The organism is Chitinophaga oryzae (genome assembly GCF_012516375.2).
Classification (GTDB): Bacteria; Bacteroidota; Bacteroidia; order Chitinophagales; family Chitinophagaceae; genus Chitinophaga; species Chitinophaga oryzae.
The window spans coordinates 916,890-933,644 of record NZ_CP051204.2; the positions used below are offsets into that span (position 1 = coordinate 916,890).

Annotated in this window: 17 protein-coding genes and 1 tRNA gene; 9 read left to right on the plus strand and 9 right to left on the minus strand. The window is 49.4% G+C overall.

Annotated features, from left to right (window positions below):
• Positions 1-162 precede the first annotated feature (162 nt).
• From HF324_RS03825 to HF324_RS03840, 4 genes are read left to right on the plus strand one after another with little or no spacing between them, the layout of a single operon-like run.
• Positions 163-468, plus strand: coding sequence for a four helix bundle protein (locus HF324_RS03825; protein ID WP_258539417.1), 306 nt, complete (start codon positions 163-165; stop codon positions 466-468).
• A 30-nt stretch (positions 469-498) separates the two neighbouring features.
• Positions 499-1,173 carry a deoxyribose-phosphate aldolase gene (gene deoC, locus HF324_RS03830; protein WP_168809696.1) on the plus strand — a complete coding sequence of 225 codons (675 nt, stop codon included), beginning with the start codon at positions 499-501 and terminating at the stop codon, positions 1,171-1,173.
• A gap of 20 nt (positions 1,174-1,193) precedes the next feature.
• A complete protein-coding gene (locus HF324_RS03835; RefSeq protein WP_168809698.1) occupies positions 1,194-1,634 on the plus strand; it encodes an SPOR domain-containing protein in 441 nt (146 codons plus the stop codon).
• Positions 1,618-2,793, plus strand: a complete 1,176-nt coding sequence (locus HF324_RS03840; protein WP_168809700.1) for a M20 metallopeptidase family protein — start codon at positions 1,618-1,620, stop codon at positions 2,791-2,793. The genes HF324_RS03835 and HF324_RS03840 overlap by 17 nt, the downstream gene beginning before the upstream one ends.
• A 150-nt stretch (positions 2,794-2,943) precedes the next feature.
• Here the strand turns inward: HF324_RS03840 and HF324_RS03845 are convergent, their stop codons facing one another.
• The 5 genes from HF324_RS03845 to glyA form a co-directional block, all read right to left on the minus strand.
• Positions 2,944-3,699, minus strand: a complete 756-nt coding sequence (locus tag HF324_RS03845) for a hypothetical protein (RefSeq protein WP_168861938.1) — start codon at positions 3,697-3,699, stop codon at positions 2,944-2,946.
• Between the two features lies 1 nt (position 3,700).
• Positions 3,701-4,072, minus strand: coding sequence for a GntR family transcriptional regulator (locus HF324_RS03850; RefSeq protein WP_168809704.1), 372 nt, complete (start codon positions 4,070-4,072; stop codon positions 3,701-3,703).
• An 11-nt stretch (positions 4,073-4,083) separates the two neighbouring features.
• A complete protein-coding gene (locus HF324_RS03855; RefSeq protein ID WP_168861939.1) occupies positions 4,084-4,887 on the minus strand; it encodes a hypothetical protein in 804 nt (267 codons plus the stop codon).
• Positions 4,888-4,895: 8 nt separating this feature from the next.
• Positions 4,896-5,729 carry an ABC transporter ATP-binding protein gene (locus HF324_RS03860; protein ID WP_168861940.1) on the minus strand — a complete coding sequence of 278 codons (834 nt, stop codon included), beginning with the start codon at positions 5,727-5,729 and terminating at the stop codon, positions 4,896-4,898.
• Positions 5,730-5,923: 194 nt separating this feature from the next.
• On the minus strand, positions 5,924-7,201 hold the full coding sequence (glyA, locus tag HF324_RS03865) for a serine hydroxymethyltransferase (RefSeq protein ID WP_168809710.1): 1,278 nt from the start codon (positions 7,199-7,201) through the stop codon (positions 5,924-5,926).
• A gap of 216 nt (positions 7,202-7,417) precedes the next feature.
• On the opposite strand from glyA, the gene HF324_RS03870 reads away from it, so the two are divergent.
• Positions 7,418-8,410: a sugar phosphate nucleotidyltransferase gene (locus HF324_RS03870; RefSeq protein WP_168809712.1), complete on the plus strand. Its 993-nt coding sequence runs from the start codon at positions 7,418-7,420 to the stop codon at positions 8,408-8,410.
• A 17-nt stretch (positions 8,411-8,427) separates the two neighbouring features.
• Complete coding sequence (locus tag HF324_RS03875) at positions 8,428-9,369, plus strand: NAD(P)H-dependent flavin oxidoreductase (protein WP_168809714.1); 942 nt, start codon at positions 8,428-8,430, stop codon at positions 9,367-9,369.
• Between the two features lie 136 nt (positions 9,370-9,505).
• Here HF324_RS03875 and HF324_RS03880 read toward each other — a convergent pair whose 3' ends face one another.
• From HF324_RS03880 to HF324_RS03895, 4 genes are all read right to left on the minus strand, one after another.
• Positions 9,506-10,816 (minus strand): ABC transporter permease, encoded by a 1,311-nt coding sequence (locus tag HF324_RS03880; RefSeq protein WP_168809716.1) that lies wholly within the window; start codon positions 10,814-10,816, stop codon positions 9,506-9,508.
• 20 nt (positions 10,817-10,836) lie between these two features.
• The gene (locus HF324_RS03885) at positions 10,837-11,781 is read right to left on the minus strand and encodes an ABC transporter ATP-binding protein (RefSeq protein WP_168809727.1); all 945 of its coding nucleotides are present in this window, start codon (positions 11,779-11,781) and stop codon (positions 10,837-10,839) included.
• A 52-nt stretch (positions 11,782-11,833) separates the two neighbouring features.
• The gene (locus tag HF324_RS03890) at positions 11,834-13,399 is read right to left on the minus strand and encodes an NAD(P)/FAD-dependent oxidoreductase (RefSeq protein ID WP_168809729.1); all 1,566 of its coding nucleotides are present in this window, start codon (positions 13,397-13,399) and stop codon (positions 11,834-11,836) included.
• Between the two features lie 153 nt (positions 13,400-13,552).
• Positions 13,553-13,936, minus strand: a complete 384-nt coding sequence (locus HF324_RS03895; protein WP_078669114.1) for a DUF3127 domain-containing protein — start codon at positions 13,934-13,936, stop codon at positions 13,553-13,555.
• Between the two features lie 559 nt (positions 13,937-14,495).
• Between HF324_RS03895 and dnaA the strand changes: the two genes are divergently transcribed.
• The 3 genes from dnaA (at position 14,496) to HF324_RS03910 (ending at position 16,648) form a co-directional block, all read left to right on the plus strand.
• Positions 14,496-15,929 carry a chromosomal replication initiator protein DnaA gene (gene dnaA / locus HF324_RS03900; RefSeq protein ID WP_078669113.1) on the plus strand — a complete coding sequence of 478 codons (1,434 nt, stop codon included), beginning with the start codon at positions 14,496-14,498 and terminating at the stop codon, positions 15,927-15,929.
• Between the two features lie 421 nt (positions 15,930-16,350).
• The gene (locus HF324_RS03905; protein WP_168861941.1) at positions 16,351-16,596 is read left to right on the plus strand and encodes a hypothetical protein; all 246 of its coding nucleotides are present in this window, start codon (positions 16,351-16,353) and stop codon (positions 16,594-16,596) included.
• Positions 16,558-16,648, plus strand: a tRNA-Ser gene (locus HF324_RS03910). The genes HF324_RS03905 and HF324_RS03910 overlap by 39 nt, the downstream gene beginning before the upstream one ends.
• The last annotated feature ends 107 nt before the right edge of the window (positions 16,649-16,755 follow it).

Below are 16,755 nucleotides of genomic sequence, written 5' to 3' on the forward strand. Positions count from 1 at the left end.
TTTGGACATTTTAGATGTTGATTTCCATAGTCCGCTTTTTTTTTGCTTTTTGCTTTTTGTTGTTTGTTATTGTTAACCATTAACCATTGTTTGATGAAACGGAATGTTATTCTTGAAAAAAGCTATTTATTTGGGATTAGAACTGTAAAATTGTTCTTATATATGAAAGAGAAGGGTGCCGAACAGGTTTTAATGCGACAGCTATTAAAAAGCGGTACTTCTATAGTAGCGAATGTTGAAGAAGCGGTAGGAGCATCGTCCGGAAGAGACTTTATCTATAAGCTGGACATATCGTATAGGGAAACCAGGGAGACGATTTTTTGGTTAAAACTTCTGAGAGACACTCAAATTCCGGAACAAAAAATGGCCGCGTCAATGCTCAAAGACAGCGAAGAACTGGCCCGCATTATTGGCTCTATCCAAAAATCCATTAAAAACCCCAACAATAAAACCACCCCAAATTCGTAATTCGTAATTCGTAATTCGTAATTTTATCCCATGATAAATGGATATATTGACCATACGATTTTAAAACCCACTACCACGCTGGAAGATGTTAAGAAGCTGTGCATGGAATGTGTGGAATATGAGTTCGCTGCAGCCTGCGTGCCCCCGCCCTATGTGAAAGTCGCCAAACAGTTTCTGGGCGCCACCAATACCAAAGTAGCCACCGTTATAGGGTTCCCGTTTGGGTACTCTGCCATCGAAGCGAAAGTGGCGGAAACAGTGCTGGCCATTGTAGATGGCGCTGACGAACTGGATGTGGTCATCAATATCTCCGCAGTTAAAAACAACGACTGGGAATACCTCGAAAAAGAGATCGCCAATCTGATGTATATCGTCCGGGAAAAGAAAAAAGTGATCAAAGTGATCATTGAAAGTGGCATATTATTGGAAGAAGAGATCATCAAATGCTGCCAGCTCTACAGTAAATACGGGGTGGACTTTGTGAAAACCTCTACCGGTTATGCTGAAAAAGGCGCTACCGTGGAGGCGGTGAAGCTGATGAGGGCTAATCTGCCTGATAATATACAGATCAAAGCTTCCGGCGGTATTCGTACCTTTGCCTTTGCAGCGGAACTGATAGCAGCCGGCGCCACCCGTATCGGGGCCAGTGCCAGCGTTCAGATCGTGAAGGAAGGCGGAGAAGACACTGCTCATTCAGATTATTAATTTTTAATTATACAGTATTCATGCAAAAATTATTCATCCTGGTTTGCTGCCTGTTGGGAAGTAGCTGGGCCATGGCGCAGGACTATACCATGTCCGGCAATGGTTCGGTAAAAGTGATCAAGGATAGCCGGTTGGACGCGCTGATCAGAAAACAGATCTACATCAACACCCTGGCCATCCGCAACCAATCCGGTTTCCGGGTACAGGTGATCTCTACCAACAAGCGCGGCGATGCCAATGAAGCCAAAGCCCGGGTAATGCAGCTGTACAGTGATTATCGTACATACCTGGATTATCAGGCACCCTATTTTAAAGTGCGCGTAGGCGATTTCAAAACCCGCGAGGAAGCCAGCGAGTTGCGCGACAAGCTCTCCAGCCTCTTTTCAGGCGGCGTATTTGTAGTTCCAGCCATTATCAACGTGTCACCGGATAAAGAACTGTCGAATGAAGAACCGTATTAAAGAGCTGGCTAAAGCCTATGCACCTGCTTTTATAGACATCAGGCGCCATATTCACTCCCATCCCGAACTATCTTTCCAGGAATATAAAACCTCCGAATTTATTCAGCAGCAACTGGATAAATTCGGCGTGCCCTATAAAGCAGGTATCGCCGGAACAGGCGTTATCGCGCTCATAGAAGGTAAAAATCCTGCTTCCAAAACCATCGCCCTCCGGGCAGACATCGATGCGCTACCCATCAACGAGGCCAACGATGTGTCCTATAAGTCGGTGAACAACGGCATTATGCACGCCTGTGGCCACGACGTACATACTACTGTGGTATTGGGCGCTACCAAAATACTGCATGAACTGAAAGATGAGCTGGAAGGAACGGTCAAAATCCTGTTTCAGCCCGGTGAAGAAAAACACCCGGGCGGCGCCAGCATCATGATCGAAGAAGGCGCGCTGGAAAACCCCCGTCCGGACGCTATCCTGGGCCTGCATGTGCATCCTTCCATGGAGACCGGCAAACTGGGATTCTGCGCCGGTAAATACATGGCCAGCGCCGACGAGATTTATATCACGGTGAAAAGCAAAGGCGGGCACGCCGCCCAGCCGCATCTCACCGTAGACACCATCCTGGTGGCTTCGCAGCTGGTGGTAAGCCTGCAACAGGTGATTTCCCGCAACAACAACCCTTTCTCCCCGTCGGTACTGTCTATCTGTGCTTTCAACGGCGGTTTCACCACCAATGTGATTCCCAGCGAAGTAAAACTGATGGGCACTTTCAGAGCGATGGACGAAACCTGGCGTTTTAAAGCGCATGAGCTGATCCGCAAACAGGCAGCCGGCATCGCAGAAGCGACGGGCGCTGATATCGATATCGACATTCTCGTGGGTTACCCCACCCTGTATAATAATGAAGCCGTTACCGCCAAAGCCAGGCAACTGGCTGAAGACTACATCGGCAAAGAGCAGGTGGAAGACACAGAACTGCGCATGGGCGCGGAAGACTTCGCGTTTTATTCGCAGATCGTACCAGCCTGCTTCTTCCGGCTCGGTACCGGTAACAAGGAAAAAGGGATCACCTCCGGTGTACATACGCCTACTTTCGATGTAGACGAAAGAGCCATTGAAATAGGAATGGGCACCATGGCTTACCTGGCCACCCAATTCTGAGAGAGGTAAAACATCATAATAAAAGCGTCTCGATAAACATCGGGACGCTTTTTTATTTCGATTCTTTTTGTGATGACAGGAGGATGAATGGATAGTCGTCCCCGTGATTTGAAGTAAAGTCGTAAATCGTATAATCCTTAACGTTAGTATTTATTTTATTTCCCTGATACGCTGCAACACCATTGGTGAAAGATGGATTTCCCGAAGGCTGTCCAGCTGCATGGTCCCCCGCTCGTAAGCGCCCCGGAATTCAAGCCTGGAGCCTCTGGCCAGGAGAATGTCCACACTGTCGATCTTCGTGGCATCATCAATAACGAGATTGCTTTCACGACCGCCGGAAAAAGAAAGGATGCCTATCTGGCTGTTCGAAAAGTACGTCTCTGCTTTCGGCCCCGCGGTAACAGTCAGTGAAGAGGACTTCATATCGTTAAACCGCAAATGCGAAGAAGGTGCAATGACCTGTTTGATCGCCGGCGCTTTCAGTTCCAGGTCGCCGGATTTGAATACGGTGATGATCAGCGTGTCGGCGGCGTAGCGTACCGATATGCTGTCGGATGTATATTTGGTCAGCGTATACTTTTCGTCCGGTTTTATGCTAAGGAAGCCTGCAGGCCAGGTGCTGGTGATCGTCGTCTCACTGGTGGTATTGCCATCCATCGTTTTGATTTGTTTGACCTTGACCGAGCGGATACTATCATGCTGTGGCTGGCCGGAAGCAGTTTCCACTTTCACTATCTGAAACGGTTGCAGCGTTATCGTGGTGGGAGCTGCATAATCCCGCGGTCCGCCGGAATTGACATTGGTAATTCCATTGCTGTAATTGGCACGCAGCACAATATCGGTGCACAGCATCAATAACACGAGTGCCCCCAGGAAGCCGAGTAATAATTTATTGCTGGTTTTCATGTTATTTGAAATTAGATTTTTTGAATTTTTCGTAATACGGTTTCAGTTCATCCACATCAATATCCAGCAGGTACATGCTGCGGAAGAGGCTGGGCAGTTCGTTGGAGATAAACGCTTCCTTTTTGAACTGCCTGATTTTTTTAACGGCGTCCGGGGTGATGAAATACCCGATGCCTCTTTTGTTGGAGATGATTTCCTGTTGCTGGAGCAGTTCACAGGTGCGCATGACGGTGTTGGGGTTGACCTCCAGCTGAACGGCCAGTTCTCTTACAGAAGGGATGCGTTCTTCCGGTTGCCACTTGTTCAACAGCACCTGTTCACATATATAGTCTGCGATCTGCAGATAAATGGCTTGAGAGTCTTTGAATTCCATGTCGCAATGTTTTAGATTTCCTTGTCTTTTAACCGGAAATAGGCGATGGTCCAGAGAGCGGGCGCCAGCAGGTATTGTGCGCTGAATATATAACTGTTGATCATCTTTTCTGAAATCACGTATACATTCGATTTATACATGCCGTCGTGGACCCCTACGAGAATAAAAGGCGCGTTTTGAAAAGGTGTTTGCATATGGCCGGCAAAAAGTATCCACACAAACAGGGTGTTCAGCAGATAAAGGCCTGCAAGGCAAACGAGCGTGGCCACCAGTGTTTTGATAAAGGCCAGCCGGGCGAAGTATATAGCTCCCAGTAAAAACAGCGCATGGCAGAAAAGATAAGCGTAGTAGATATAGATATGGCCGTCCTCTTTGGTCAGAAAGCTCCAGTCGAGCTGTAAAGACCTTTCGTTTCTGATAAGCGATACTTTGTTGAGAAACAGCAATGCTGCATAGGCCGCGATATGATAAACAAGGAGGTAACCCACCGTGGTGATCAGGAAAATAGTGATGAATTTCTCAAAATGGGAAGCGGGCAACATCAGGAACTGCGCTCCTTTTTCTTTGCTGGCCAGCTCGCTGAAAGCCATGCTGGTGAACAGCAGGCCTCCGAAGAAAAGACCGAAATAATAGAAGCCGACTACCTCGCTCAGTTCATGCGGAGCGTTGTCTGTGAGCAGCATGAAGGCCGGAACCAGCATCAACAGGCCAAAGATGGAGAGGGCTCCCAGCAGATACGATTTCCACGATGCGAGTATATGGTATTGGAAATAGTAGCCCAGGCGGCGGAAATCCAGTACGTTGTTAGATTGCATGGGTTTAATCAGTTAAAAAGTTCTTGAATGGGTTGGCGGTTGGAGAGGATAGCGTTGAACAGCAGCTCCATATCGATTTTGCTTTGTTCCATGTTTTCATTTTTCATGATCACGGAGTGGCCGCGGAGACTACTGTCTGCATACAGTATCGGCAGGCGGTCGTCCAGCTGGGCCAGCAGTTTGAAGCTCAGTTTATCCGTTACGGTGCCTACATCCTGGTGGAAGATAATTTTGTGGTCGTCGATGATGACGATGCTGTCTATCAGGTTGTCGAGGTCCCTTACCTGGTGCGTGGATATCACCATGCATTTGTCGTCCGTAACGGCGGCTGCCATTACTTTGCGGAACTGGCTTTTGGAGGGAATATCGAGGCCGTTGGTGGGTTCGTCCATGATCAGCACTTTGGTATTGGTTGCCAGTGCGAAGCTGATAATGACTTTTTTCTTCTGGCCGTAAGACATGTTGGTCAGTTGCTGGTCCTGCGGGATAGCGAATTCCCTCAGGTAGCTGTAAAAGGCCTGTTCATCGAAACGGGGGTAAAAAGGAGCGTTGGCCTTTACATAGGTGCGGATGCTGATTTTAGGCAGGTTGAACTCTTCCGGTACGAGGAATATTTCCCGGAGGAAGGCCGGCTGCCGCTTCGCTGTTTTATAACCCATTACCTCACAGGCGCCTCCGTCGGGGAATAACAAACCGGCGATCTGTTTGAGCAGGGTGGACTTGCCAGCGCCGTTTTTGCCGAGGAGGCCATATATATGGCCTGCTTCCAGCCGGAGGCTGAGATCCTCGAACAGGGGCCTGTTGGGGCGGTAGCTGAATTTCAGGGATTGGATGTTAATCATATCGTGTGATTTAGTGTACTACTTAACTAGTACACTGTGAAAGTACGACTTTAGATCATAAATCAAAATTTTTTTTTAGGGGGGATGGGAAGGTGTTGAAATGGGGGCGTAAGCGCAGGGGGGCTGGGTTGTCCATGGGGAACAAAAAAGGCTGACCGGTGAGGTCAGCCTTCTATACTGGTATTGTGGTCTTCTTAGAGTTCCGGGTACAGCGGGAATTGCTGCATGAAGCCATTCACTTCACCTCTTACTTTGGTGATGAGGGCTTCATTATCAGCGTCCATGAGCAGTTGATCGATCCAGTCAACGATCTGCTCCATATGACCTTCTTTCAGGCCGCGGGTGGTGATGGCAGGAACGCCTACACGGATACCGGAGGTGATGAAAGCAGATTTATCGTCGAACGGAACCATGTTTTTGTTGGCAGTGATTTCTGCTTTCACCAGGGTTTGTTCGGCTTTTTTACCGGAGATGTTTTTATTGCGCAGGTCTATCAGCATGAGGTGGTTGTCTGTACCGCCGCTGATGATCTGGTAGCCTCTGTTCACGAAGCTTTTAGCCATGGCCTGGGCGTTTTTCAGGATCTGTTTGGCGTACACGTCGTATTCGTCAGACAGGATTTCGAAGAAAGACACGGCTTTGGCAGCGATGACGTGTTCGAGCGGACCACCCTGGATACCGGGGAATACAGCGGTATCGATGAGGGAGCTCATGAGGCGGATTTCGCCTTTCGGAGTTTTCAGGCCGAAAGGATTTTCGAAGTCTTTGCCCATCATGATCATACCGCCGCGGGGGCCACGCAGTGTTTTATGGGTGGTGGTGGTTACGAAGTGGCAGTGTTCGAACGGTGAGTTGAGCAGTCCTTTGGCGATAAGGCCCGCAGGATGCGCAATGTCTGCCAGTACGAAAGCGCCTACCTGGTCAGCGATTTCGCGGATACGTTTATAATCCCAGTCACGGCTGTAGGCAGAGGCGCCGCATACGATCAGTTTGGGTTTTTCGCGGTTGGCGATTTCTTCCATTTTATCGTATTCCACGAGGCCTGTTTCTTTATTAACGCCGTAGAAATGAGGTTCATAAAGCTTGCCGGAGTAGTTTACAGCAGAACCGTGGGTCAGGTGACCGCCCATGCTGAGGTCCAGGCCGAGGATTTTATCACCGGGCTGCAGGATGGCCAGCATTACTGCGGCATTGGCCTGTGCTCCGGAGTGAGGTTGTACGTTGGCATAAGCAGCCCCAAATATTTGTTTAGCCCTGTCAATGGCCAGTTGTTCGCTCTGGTCCACGATTTCGCAGCCTGCGTAGTATCTTTTGCCAGGGTAGCCTTCGGCGTATTTATTCGTCATCACATTACCCATGGCCTGCATTACCTGCAAGCTGGTAAAGTTTTCAGATGCGATCAATTCGATGCCATGGCGCTGACGCTCCAATTCCTGGCGGATAATATCAAATATTTGCTGGTCTCTTTGCATGATGCCTTAAAATTTGCTGCAAATTTAGAATAACTCCCGATCAAATGCAATTCGGAATATTTTGGTATTTAGATATTTGGTTATTTGATTATTTAAGGAGTTCATTAATAGTGTCGGGTGTAAATGAACTCTCCAATAACCCAGTGACCAAATGGCCAAATAACTAAATAATTGTCTATTTTCGCGGCATTCGGAGCTTATCCTAACTACAACTACATGAAGGCAATAATACCCGTGGCCGGGGCGGGCACTAAGCTCAGGCCACATACATATACACAACCCAAAGCACTCATCCCATTAGCCGGCAGGACCATACTGAGCATCATTGTGGATCAGCTGGTGGAAGCGGGCATCACGGAATTTGTTTTTGTGGTAGGGTATCTGGGGGAAAAAATCCAGCACTACGTTGAAAAGAAATACCCGCAGCTGACCTGCCACTTCGTGCATCAAAACAGCCGCGAAGGCACGGGGCATGCTATCCTGCTGACCCGCGAAGTAGTAGGCAACGATGAAGTGCTGATCGTACTGGGCGATACCATCTGTGAGTGTGATTTCAAGGAAGTGGTGTCTTCTCCTTACTCTGTACTGGGATTGAAGAAGGTGGATGATCCGCGCAACTTCGGGGTGGCGGAACTGGATGAAAGCGGCAAGATCACCCGGGTGGTGGAGAAACCGCAGATCCCCAAGTCCAACCTTGCGCTGGTAGGCCTTTATAAGATCAAGGAGAGCGCGCAGCTCTATGAATGCCTGCAAGCCAATATCGACAATCATATCAAGTCACATGACGAGTTTCAGCTCACTGATGCGCTGGAATGTATGATAGAACACGGCGTGCGTTTTAACGCTTTCAAGGTGATCAACTGGTTTGACTGCGGCCGCAAGGATACCCTGCTGGAAACCAATGCCATCCTGCTGAAAAAGTACAAACTGGCCAATAATCCGGTACTGCCGTATGAGAACACTATTATCATACCGCCGGTAAGTATCGGAGAAGGCTGTAATATCAAGAACTCCATCATCGGCCCTAACGTGGCCGTAGGCGATAATACGGTGATCAACTACTCCATCGTGAAGGACTCCATTATCGGTTCATTCAGCAACCTGTATGAGGTGGTGCTGAAGTCCTCGCTGATAGGCAGCGATGCCAATATCCGCGGCCTTAGCCAGAGCCTTAATATCGGCGACAATACAGAAATCGATCTGGGCTAAAATGTTATATTCGTTGCATGAACCGGATTTCCTCTTTGTTCGGGATACAATACCCGATTGTACAAGCCGGCATGATATGGGCCAGCGGGTGGCGTTTAGCCAGTGCAGTGAGTAATGCAGGCGGGCTGGGCCTTATCGGCGCAGGCAGTATGTACCCCGATGTGCTGAAGCATCATATCCAACGCTGTAAAGAAGCTACCAACAAGCCTTTTGGGGTGAATGTGCCCCTGCTGTACCCGGATATTGAGCAATTGATCAACATCATCCTGGAAGAGAAAGTACAGGTGGTGTTTACATCTGCCGGTAATCCCAAGACATGGACGCCGGTGTTGAAAGCGGCGGGCGTGAAAGTGGTGCATGTGGTGTCCAGCTCGGCTTTTGCCCTGAAAAGCGAAGCGGCCGGCGTGGATGCTGTGGTGGCGGAAGGCTTTGAAGCGGGAGGGCACAACGGTCGGGAGGAAACCACCACCATGGTGCTGATACCGGCTGTCTGTGAAAAAGTGCAGATACCAGTGATCGCTGCGGGCGGCATTGGTTCCGGAAGAGCCATGGCAGCAGCTTTTGCGCTGGGCGCCTCCGGAGTGCAGGTAGGCAGCCGTTTTGTGGCAACCCCCGAAGCATCTTCCCATATTAATTTCAAGGAAGCGGTGGTCAACGCCAAAGAAGGCGATACCATGTTAAGCCTCAAGAAATTAACCCCTGTACGTCTTATTAAAAATCATTTTTACGAAACGGTGAAAACCGCGGAAGACGGCGGCGCAGACCCCGATGCGCTGAAAGTTCTGCTGGGACGCGCCCGCGCTAAAACCGGTATGTTCGAAGGTAATCTGGAAGAAGGAGAGCTGGAGATAGGGCAGGTCAGCGCGTTGATTCACGATATTAAACCCGCTGCGGCCATCGTGGAGGACATCTGGAATGAATTCCAGGTTGTACGCAGGCAGCTGGCAGGAGATATTTAGAGATTTTTTGATTTACGGCTTTTTTGATTTTTAGAATAAAGAGCGAAGACCAGAGCGGCTTTTATACTCGCCCTGGTCTTCGCTTTATACATTCACGAAATCAAAAAATCCGTAAATCAAAAAATCTCTAAATGCCTTATCCTTTCTTTATCACCCATTTCAGGGCTTCTTTCAGCGTCACTTTCTTACCATATAACAGGATGCCGGTACGGTATATTTTTCCGGCGGCCCAGGTGGTCAGGATAAATCCACCGATCAGCAGGGCAAAAGACAGCCCGAGTTGCCAGTAAGGCACGGTGCCCGGCACACCGTAAGGCAGGCGGGCCATCATCACCATGGGCGAGGTGAAAGGAATGATGCTGCCCCATACGGCCAGCGGGCTTCCCGGATCGTGTACGGCTTTCATCATGATCATAATACCGATGATGATGGGCACTGTGATGGGAAAGGTAAGCTGTTGCACGTCGGTGGCGTCTTCGTTCGCCAGGCTGCCGATGGCGGCAAACAGCGAAGAGTAGAAAAGGTAGCCGCCGAGGAAATAAAATATGAAACAGGACAGCAGCAGTGACCAGTTAATGCTGCCCACTACGTCGGATACGCGGCGGAAGGCTTCGGCTGCTTCTGCATTGTTGTTCTGCGCCATCATATTGCTTTGGCTGGCGGCCTGGATACTTTCGGGCGACAGGAACAGCGGGATCACGGCATAGATAACGCTGATGAGCACGCCCCAGATCAGGAACTGCAGCAGGCCTACAGCGGCGATGCCCACAATTTTACCCATCATGAGCTGGAAAGGTTTCACGCTGGAGATCATTACTTCCGCGATGCGGTTCACTTTCTCTTCCATCACGCCGCGCATCACGGAGGTGCCAAACAGCAGCAGTACGATATAGATGGTAAAGCCGCTGGCATAACCAACGCCATAGGCTACCCATGAGTTGCCTTTCTTTTCATCGTCACCGCTTTTGAATTCCACGGTGATATTGGAGCGCAGTGCATCCAGCCTGGATTTGTCGATCCCTTCCTGCTCCATGCGTTTTTTCTCGATAACATTGTTGATATCGTTGTTGATAGCCGTTTCCAGGGAGATGCCTGCCTGGCCTTTACTATAGTATTCCAGTCCGGCGGGACGGTTAATATCAATATCCGGTATATAAAGGATACCGGAGTAATCGGCTGCTTCGTAGTGGCGTTTGAGGCTGTCGAGGTTGGCGTCTGGCAGGTATTTGAAGTAGACGCCTTTTTTGTCCGGCAGGTTGTTGTTGAAAATGCCGCTTTTATCGATGACCGCGATGCGTTTGCTTTCGTTGCCGCTGACAGCCATGAGGATGGGGATGACGATCATGGCGGCAAAGGCGATGGGTACCAGCAGGGTAACCACCAGGAAGGAGCGTTTGCGGACGCGGGTCAGGAATTCTCTTTTAATGATGAGCCATATCTTGTTCATAGTTGATGTGCTGGGGGTGATCAGGCGGGTTGCTGCGCAGCTGTGGCAACAGGTGCTTGCTCCGTTTGCTGTACCTGGGTGATAAATACTTCGTTGATGGTGGGTAATATTTCCTCGAAATAGGTAACGGGTATACGCTGATGGATGAAATGCAGCAGGATGTCGTTGGTGGAGCTGTCTTCATTCATCCTGACCGTCACGGTATTTTCGTGCATGCTGACGATGGTGAAGTGATAGGTGGCCATCTGTGCCGCGTTGGGCGTTACCCCGAGGCCTATGCGGAAGAGTCCCTGTTTGAAGTCCTGTTTGATTTGTTTGACGCTGCCGTCGAGTATTTTATGGCCTTTGTTGACCAGCATGATGTGGTCGCATATCTCTTCCACCTGTTCCATGCGGTGGGTGGAAAAGATAATGGTGGTGCCTTGTTGCGCAAGGTTAAAAATTTCCTGTTTGATCAGGTTGGAGTTGATGGGGTCCAGGCCGGAGAAGGGTTCGTCGAGAATGAGCAGTTTGGGATCGTGCATGATGGTAGAGATGAACTGTACCTTTTGCTGCATGCCTTTGCTGAGTTCATCCACGCGTTTGTTCCACCAGGAGTTGATATCGAACTTATCGAACCATTTTTTGATTTTCTCCGTGGCTTCTTTTTCGCTGAGGCCTTTGAGGCGTGCGAGGTAGAGGGTTTGTTCGCCTACTTTCATTTTTTTGTACAGGCCTCTTTCTTCGGGCATGTAACCGATGAGCGAGGCATCCCGCTGGGGGTCGAAAGGGTGGCCATTGAGCCGGATGGAACCTTCATCGGGATAGAATATGCCGGTGATCATGCGCAGCAGGGTGGTTTTCCCGGCCCCGTTGGGGCCGAGCAGACCGAAGATACTGCCTTGCCGGATATCGAAGCTGATATCATCCACAGCTTTGTGGGTGGCATAGTATTTTTTCAGGTGTTTGACTTCGAGTAGATTCATGATGAAAATTTAGCAATTATTCGTGAATAATATGCTGTGTCTTTCATCAGGATCAGTGGTGGAGGCGGGTGGCGATCATAGCGGCCACGCGTTCCCCGTCCATCGCGGCGGAGACGATGCCGCCGGCGTATCCTGCGCCTTCGCCGCAGGGGTATAAGCCCGTCAGTTGCGGATGTTCGAGGGTATCGTTGTCGCGCGGTATTCTAACGGGAGAGGAAGTACGTGATTCGGTGGCCACGAGGATGGCATTATCTGTATAGTAGCCTTTTATTTTACGGCCGAAAGCTTTGAAGGCGCCGGCGAGGCGCTGGTGTACGGCTGCGGGCAGTACGGTGCGCAGGTCGGTGCTGTTGACGCCCGGGATGTAGGAACATTCGGGCAGTGTGGCTGATATTTTCCCTTTCACGAAGTCGGTCATGCGCTGGGCGGGCGCCACAAAGTGGCCGCCGCCGGCGAGGAAGGCCTGGCGTTCCACCGCCTGCTGATAGTACATGGCTGCCAGCGGGCCATGGTGGGCGAATGGGGCGAAGTCGGATTCATCTACCGTAACGACCATGCCGGAGTTGGCGTAGGGGTTGTCACGTTTGGAGGGCGACCAGCCGTTGACCACCAGTTCACCGGGATCTGTGGCGGCCGGGGCGATGATGCCGCCGGGGCACATGCAGAAGGAGAATACGCCGCGGCCTTCCACCTGTTCCACGAGGCTGTAGCTGGCCGGCGGGAGGTATTCGCCGCGTAGGTCGCAATGGTACTGGGCGCTGTCGATCAGCTCCTGTGGATGTTCTACCCTTACGCCGAGGGCGAAGGGTTTGGCTTCCAGCAGGATGTTTTGCCGGTGCAGCATGATGAAGATGTCGCGGGCGGAGTGGCCGGTGGCGAGGATAACGTGGCGGGCGCTGAAAGTGTGTCCTGCGGTGGTTTCCACGCCGGTGATGGCGCCGTTGTGTATGTGGAGGCTGCTGACTTTCTGTTCGAAGTGTACTTCTCCGCCGGCGGCGATGATCTGTTCGCGCATGGCCGTAATGATATGCGGCAGTTTGTTGGTGCCGATATGCGGGTGTGCGTCGATCATGATTTTCTCGTCGGCGCCGAAGTGCACGAATATGTTGAGGATGCGGTTGATATCGCCTCTTTTGTTGGAGCGGGTATATAGTTTCCCGTCGGAGTAGGTGCCGGCGCCGCCTTCCCCGAAGCAGTAGTTGGAGTCGGGGTTTACGATGCCCGTTTTGTTGAGGGCCGCGAGGTCGCGGCGGCGGGCGCGTACATCTTTACCTCTTTCGAGGATAACGGGTTTGATACCGGCTTCGATGAGGCGCAGGGCGGCAAAGAGGCCGGCGGGGCCGGCGCCTGCGATGATGACAGCGGGCGCATTGGCGGCGAGTGGTTTGTACACCGGGTGCGCATGTACCCTTTCATGGAAGGGTTCATTGACAAATACGAGCAGGGTGAGGATGAAGTATACCTGTTGCCTGGAACGTGCGTCGATAGAGCGTTTGAGGAGGTGGTAGCCTGTGATGGCGGCGGGCTTCACGCCGAGCGTGGCGGCGGCCTGTGTGGTAATACGGTGGGGATGCGCTGCGTCGGCAGGCGTCAGCTTCAGGGAGATCTGTTGTTGCATAAGCGTAGTTAGGAAAATCAATTACGAATTACGGATTACGAATTACGAATTAAGGACTATCACGTTATATAGGGTTCTAAACTTTAAAGTTCATTGGAAGCCCTTTATAATGTGATAGTCCTTAATTCGTAATTCGTAATCCGTAATTCGTAATTAGAATGGCAGATCGTCGCCACCATCGCCGGCAGCAGGCATCTGCGGAGTATTGTAGTTAGGCATGGGGTCTGCGCCGGGAGCGGGAGCTGCCATTACAGATTCCATACGCCATGCGTCCAGGTTGGTGATGTAGTTGACCTTGCCGTCTTTTTCCCATCTGGTGCCTTTGATATTGAAATAAACTTTAACGTTTTCACCTTCATTGAACCGGTCAACGATACCTGTACGGTCCTGTACGGACTGGAATTTGATATAGTTGTTAATCACACGGCCGTTGATATCATCAGATTTCTCAATAACGAACTCTCTTGTTTTAAAAGTTTCGCTGCGTTGTACCGTGTTGTACTTCACAATCAGCTTTCCGGTAATTTCAAAACTCATAGAAAAATTTTTTAAATTCAGAAGCACCAAAGATACGGTATTCAGCCAAGTGCGTGCAAATATTTTTTATTTAAAGCAGGCGCGCGAAGATCTACTGAATTTATCTGGTAATAACTAATTCGAAACACATTTTTTTAAATGGAGATACTAACATAGTTTTGCACCCTCGCGGAAAAAATTGTGAATATCTCACCCTTTTCCGGTGGTCGTTTTTTTTGCCATGAGAAGGTGCGATATTATTTTATCAGTTATATATCCATATTTATGATAAAAAGGACAATGAGAAAGACAAAGATGCTGCTAATCAACGGAGTTTATAGTACTTAAATCCGTGTAACGTTAGTGCTGTAAAGCGCTGGCAGCAGGGCATGGCGCAGTATCAACACACTGTTGTCGATAGAATATAAACAAGGGTAGATAAATTTTTTTTTTCAACATTTTCTACAGATATTCGTCGTCCTGTCTGAAAAATTTTTCAACATCCTGCGTTGGAAGATTTCTAAAATTCGAGAACTAAGCAGCATCCTTAATTAAGAAACAACTAATTTTTTTTATCTCAATGAATAAAACTTGCGAACAAGTTTGGGAAAGGTGTCTTAATATAATTAGGGATATTGTGGAATGGCAGCCGTTTAAAACCTGGTTTGAGCCTATTAAGCCCATTAAACTTGAAAACAATGTTTTAACCATCCAGGTCCCCAGCCAATTCTTTTATGAATACCTTGAAGAGCATTATGTGGGATTGTTAGGGAAAACAATAAAAAGAGAATTAGGTAAAGAAGCCCGGCTGGAATACCGCATTGTAGTAGAGAACGGTACACCACACCAGCATCCCAGAACTGTGAACATGCCTACGCAGTTCACGAAGCCCCAGAAAGATAATGAGGTAGACTTTCCGTTAACCATACATAACCCGGTAAAGAACCCATTTGTTATCCCGGGGATCAAACGGGTACAGATCGATTCTCAGCTCAATCCAAACTATACGTTTGATGCGTATATAGAGGGAGATTGTAACCGTGTGGCGCGCCGGGCAGGAAAAACGGTCGCGGAAAAACCAGGTGGTACGTCTTTCAACCCACTGGTGATCTACGGTGGCGTTGGACTGGGAAAAACACACCTCGCGCAGGCAGTGGGCAATGAAGTAAAGCGTATTCATCCGAATAAAGCGGTACTGTATGTAAGCGCCGAGAAATTCATCAACCAGTTTATTGATCACTCGAAAAATAATATCATCAACGACTTCATTCACTTCTATCAACTGATAGACGTGCTGATCGTGGATGACATCCAGTTCTTTGCCCGTGCGGAGAAAACGCAGGACGCTTTCTTTGCGATCTTCAACCATCTGCACCAGTCGGGCAAACAACTGATCCTTACGTCGGATAAGGCCCCAAAGGACCTTGATGGCGTACAGGAGCGTCTGCTGAGCCGCTTCCGCTGGGGCCTCAGCGCGGATATCCAGATCCCGGATTTTGAAACCAGAATGGAAATACTGGAACTCAAAATGAAAAACGACGGACTGGAAATGCCCAAAGAAGTGGTGAAGTATGTTGCCTACAACATACAAACCAATGTGCGTGAACTCGAAGGCGCCCTCATCTCCCTGCTGGCGCAGTCCTCCCTGAACCGTAAAGAGATAGACCTCGAACTCGCCAAACGCGTACTGAAGTCTTTCGTCAAAACTTCTTCCAAAGAAATTACTATAGAAAGTATCCAGAAAATGGTCTGCGAATACTTCGACGTTCCTTACGATAAACTGCTGCAGAAAACGCGTAAGCGCGAAATCGTACAGGCACGGCAGATAACCATGTACCTCGCTAAGTCATTTACAAAAAATTCCCTGAAAACCATCGGCGAACATTTCGGCGGCAGGGACCATACTACCGTGATCCACAGCTGTCAGACCGTTAAAGACCTGATGGATACCGATAATAATTTTCGCGACAGCGTCATCGAACTACAGCAAAAAGTACAGCTGGCCGCTATGTAAGGCCATTCCCCTAACCTATTTGAGTAATGCCGCTTCACACTGAAGCGGCATTATTTTTTATTATTTATATTATGTTATTTTTATATGTTTAGGTGCGCTTCAACACTACCAGTGAGGATTGGGCGCATTATCCACCGGGATCTGCAGCTACCGGGCGAACCGGAAAAGAGGCTGAATATTACCCACACACAGAAAGCGCCGCGCGCCTGCCTGCATAAAATCAACTATAGCCGGAAACAGCGGCAACAGAAAACGGTGCGTCCATATAAAGAAATACAGGCCCGCAGGCGGTGAGCCAACAAACGCACCGGCGTAGCAATTGACAGGATGCATTCCTGTGCGGCAGAAAATATCATGCTCCCGCTTAGCGCGATATCGAAAAGATAAAATAGTTGACCGGCACTGCCGCTATAGGTACAATTTGAAAACGGGAGCGTATGGCGTAAATGCCCTGCAACACTTTGCCAGAAAGGGCCTTGAGCCATCCGTATGGACGGAAGATGGCCGGCCGTATTACATGATACTCAGCCGCAAAGTCACCACCGGACAAAAAAAATCCGAAAAAAATCAAATTGCTTTTGGAGAATATAAAACTTTTCCTATTTTTGCAGCCCCTTCCGGAGGAAATGGTGAGGTGCCTGAGTGGCCGAAAGGAACGGTTTGCTAAACCGTCGTACGGGCTTAAACCTGTACCGAGGGTTCGAATCCCTCCCTCACCGCAGGCAAAAGGGCGTTCTGAAAAGAGCGCCCTTTTTTATTAATAACCTGTTGTATCCCCGCGCAATAATCAGCAACTTTATACAAGTTTATCTTTCCCGGTTTATTG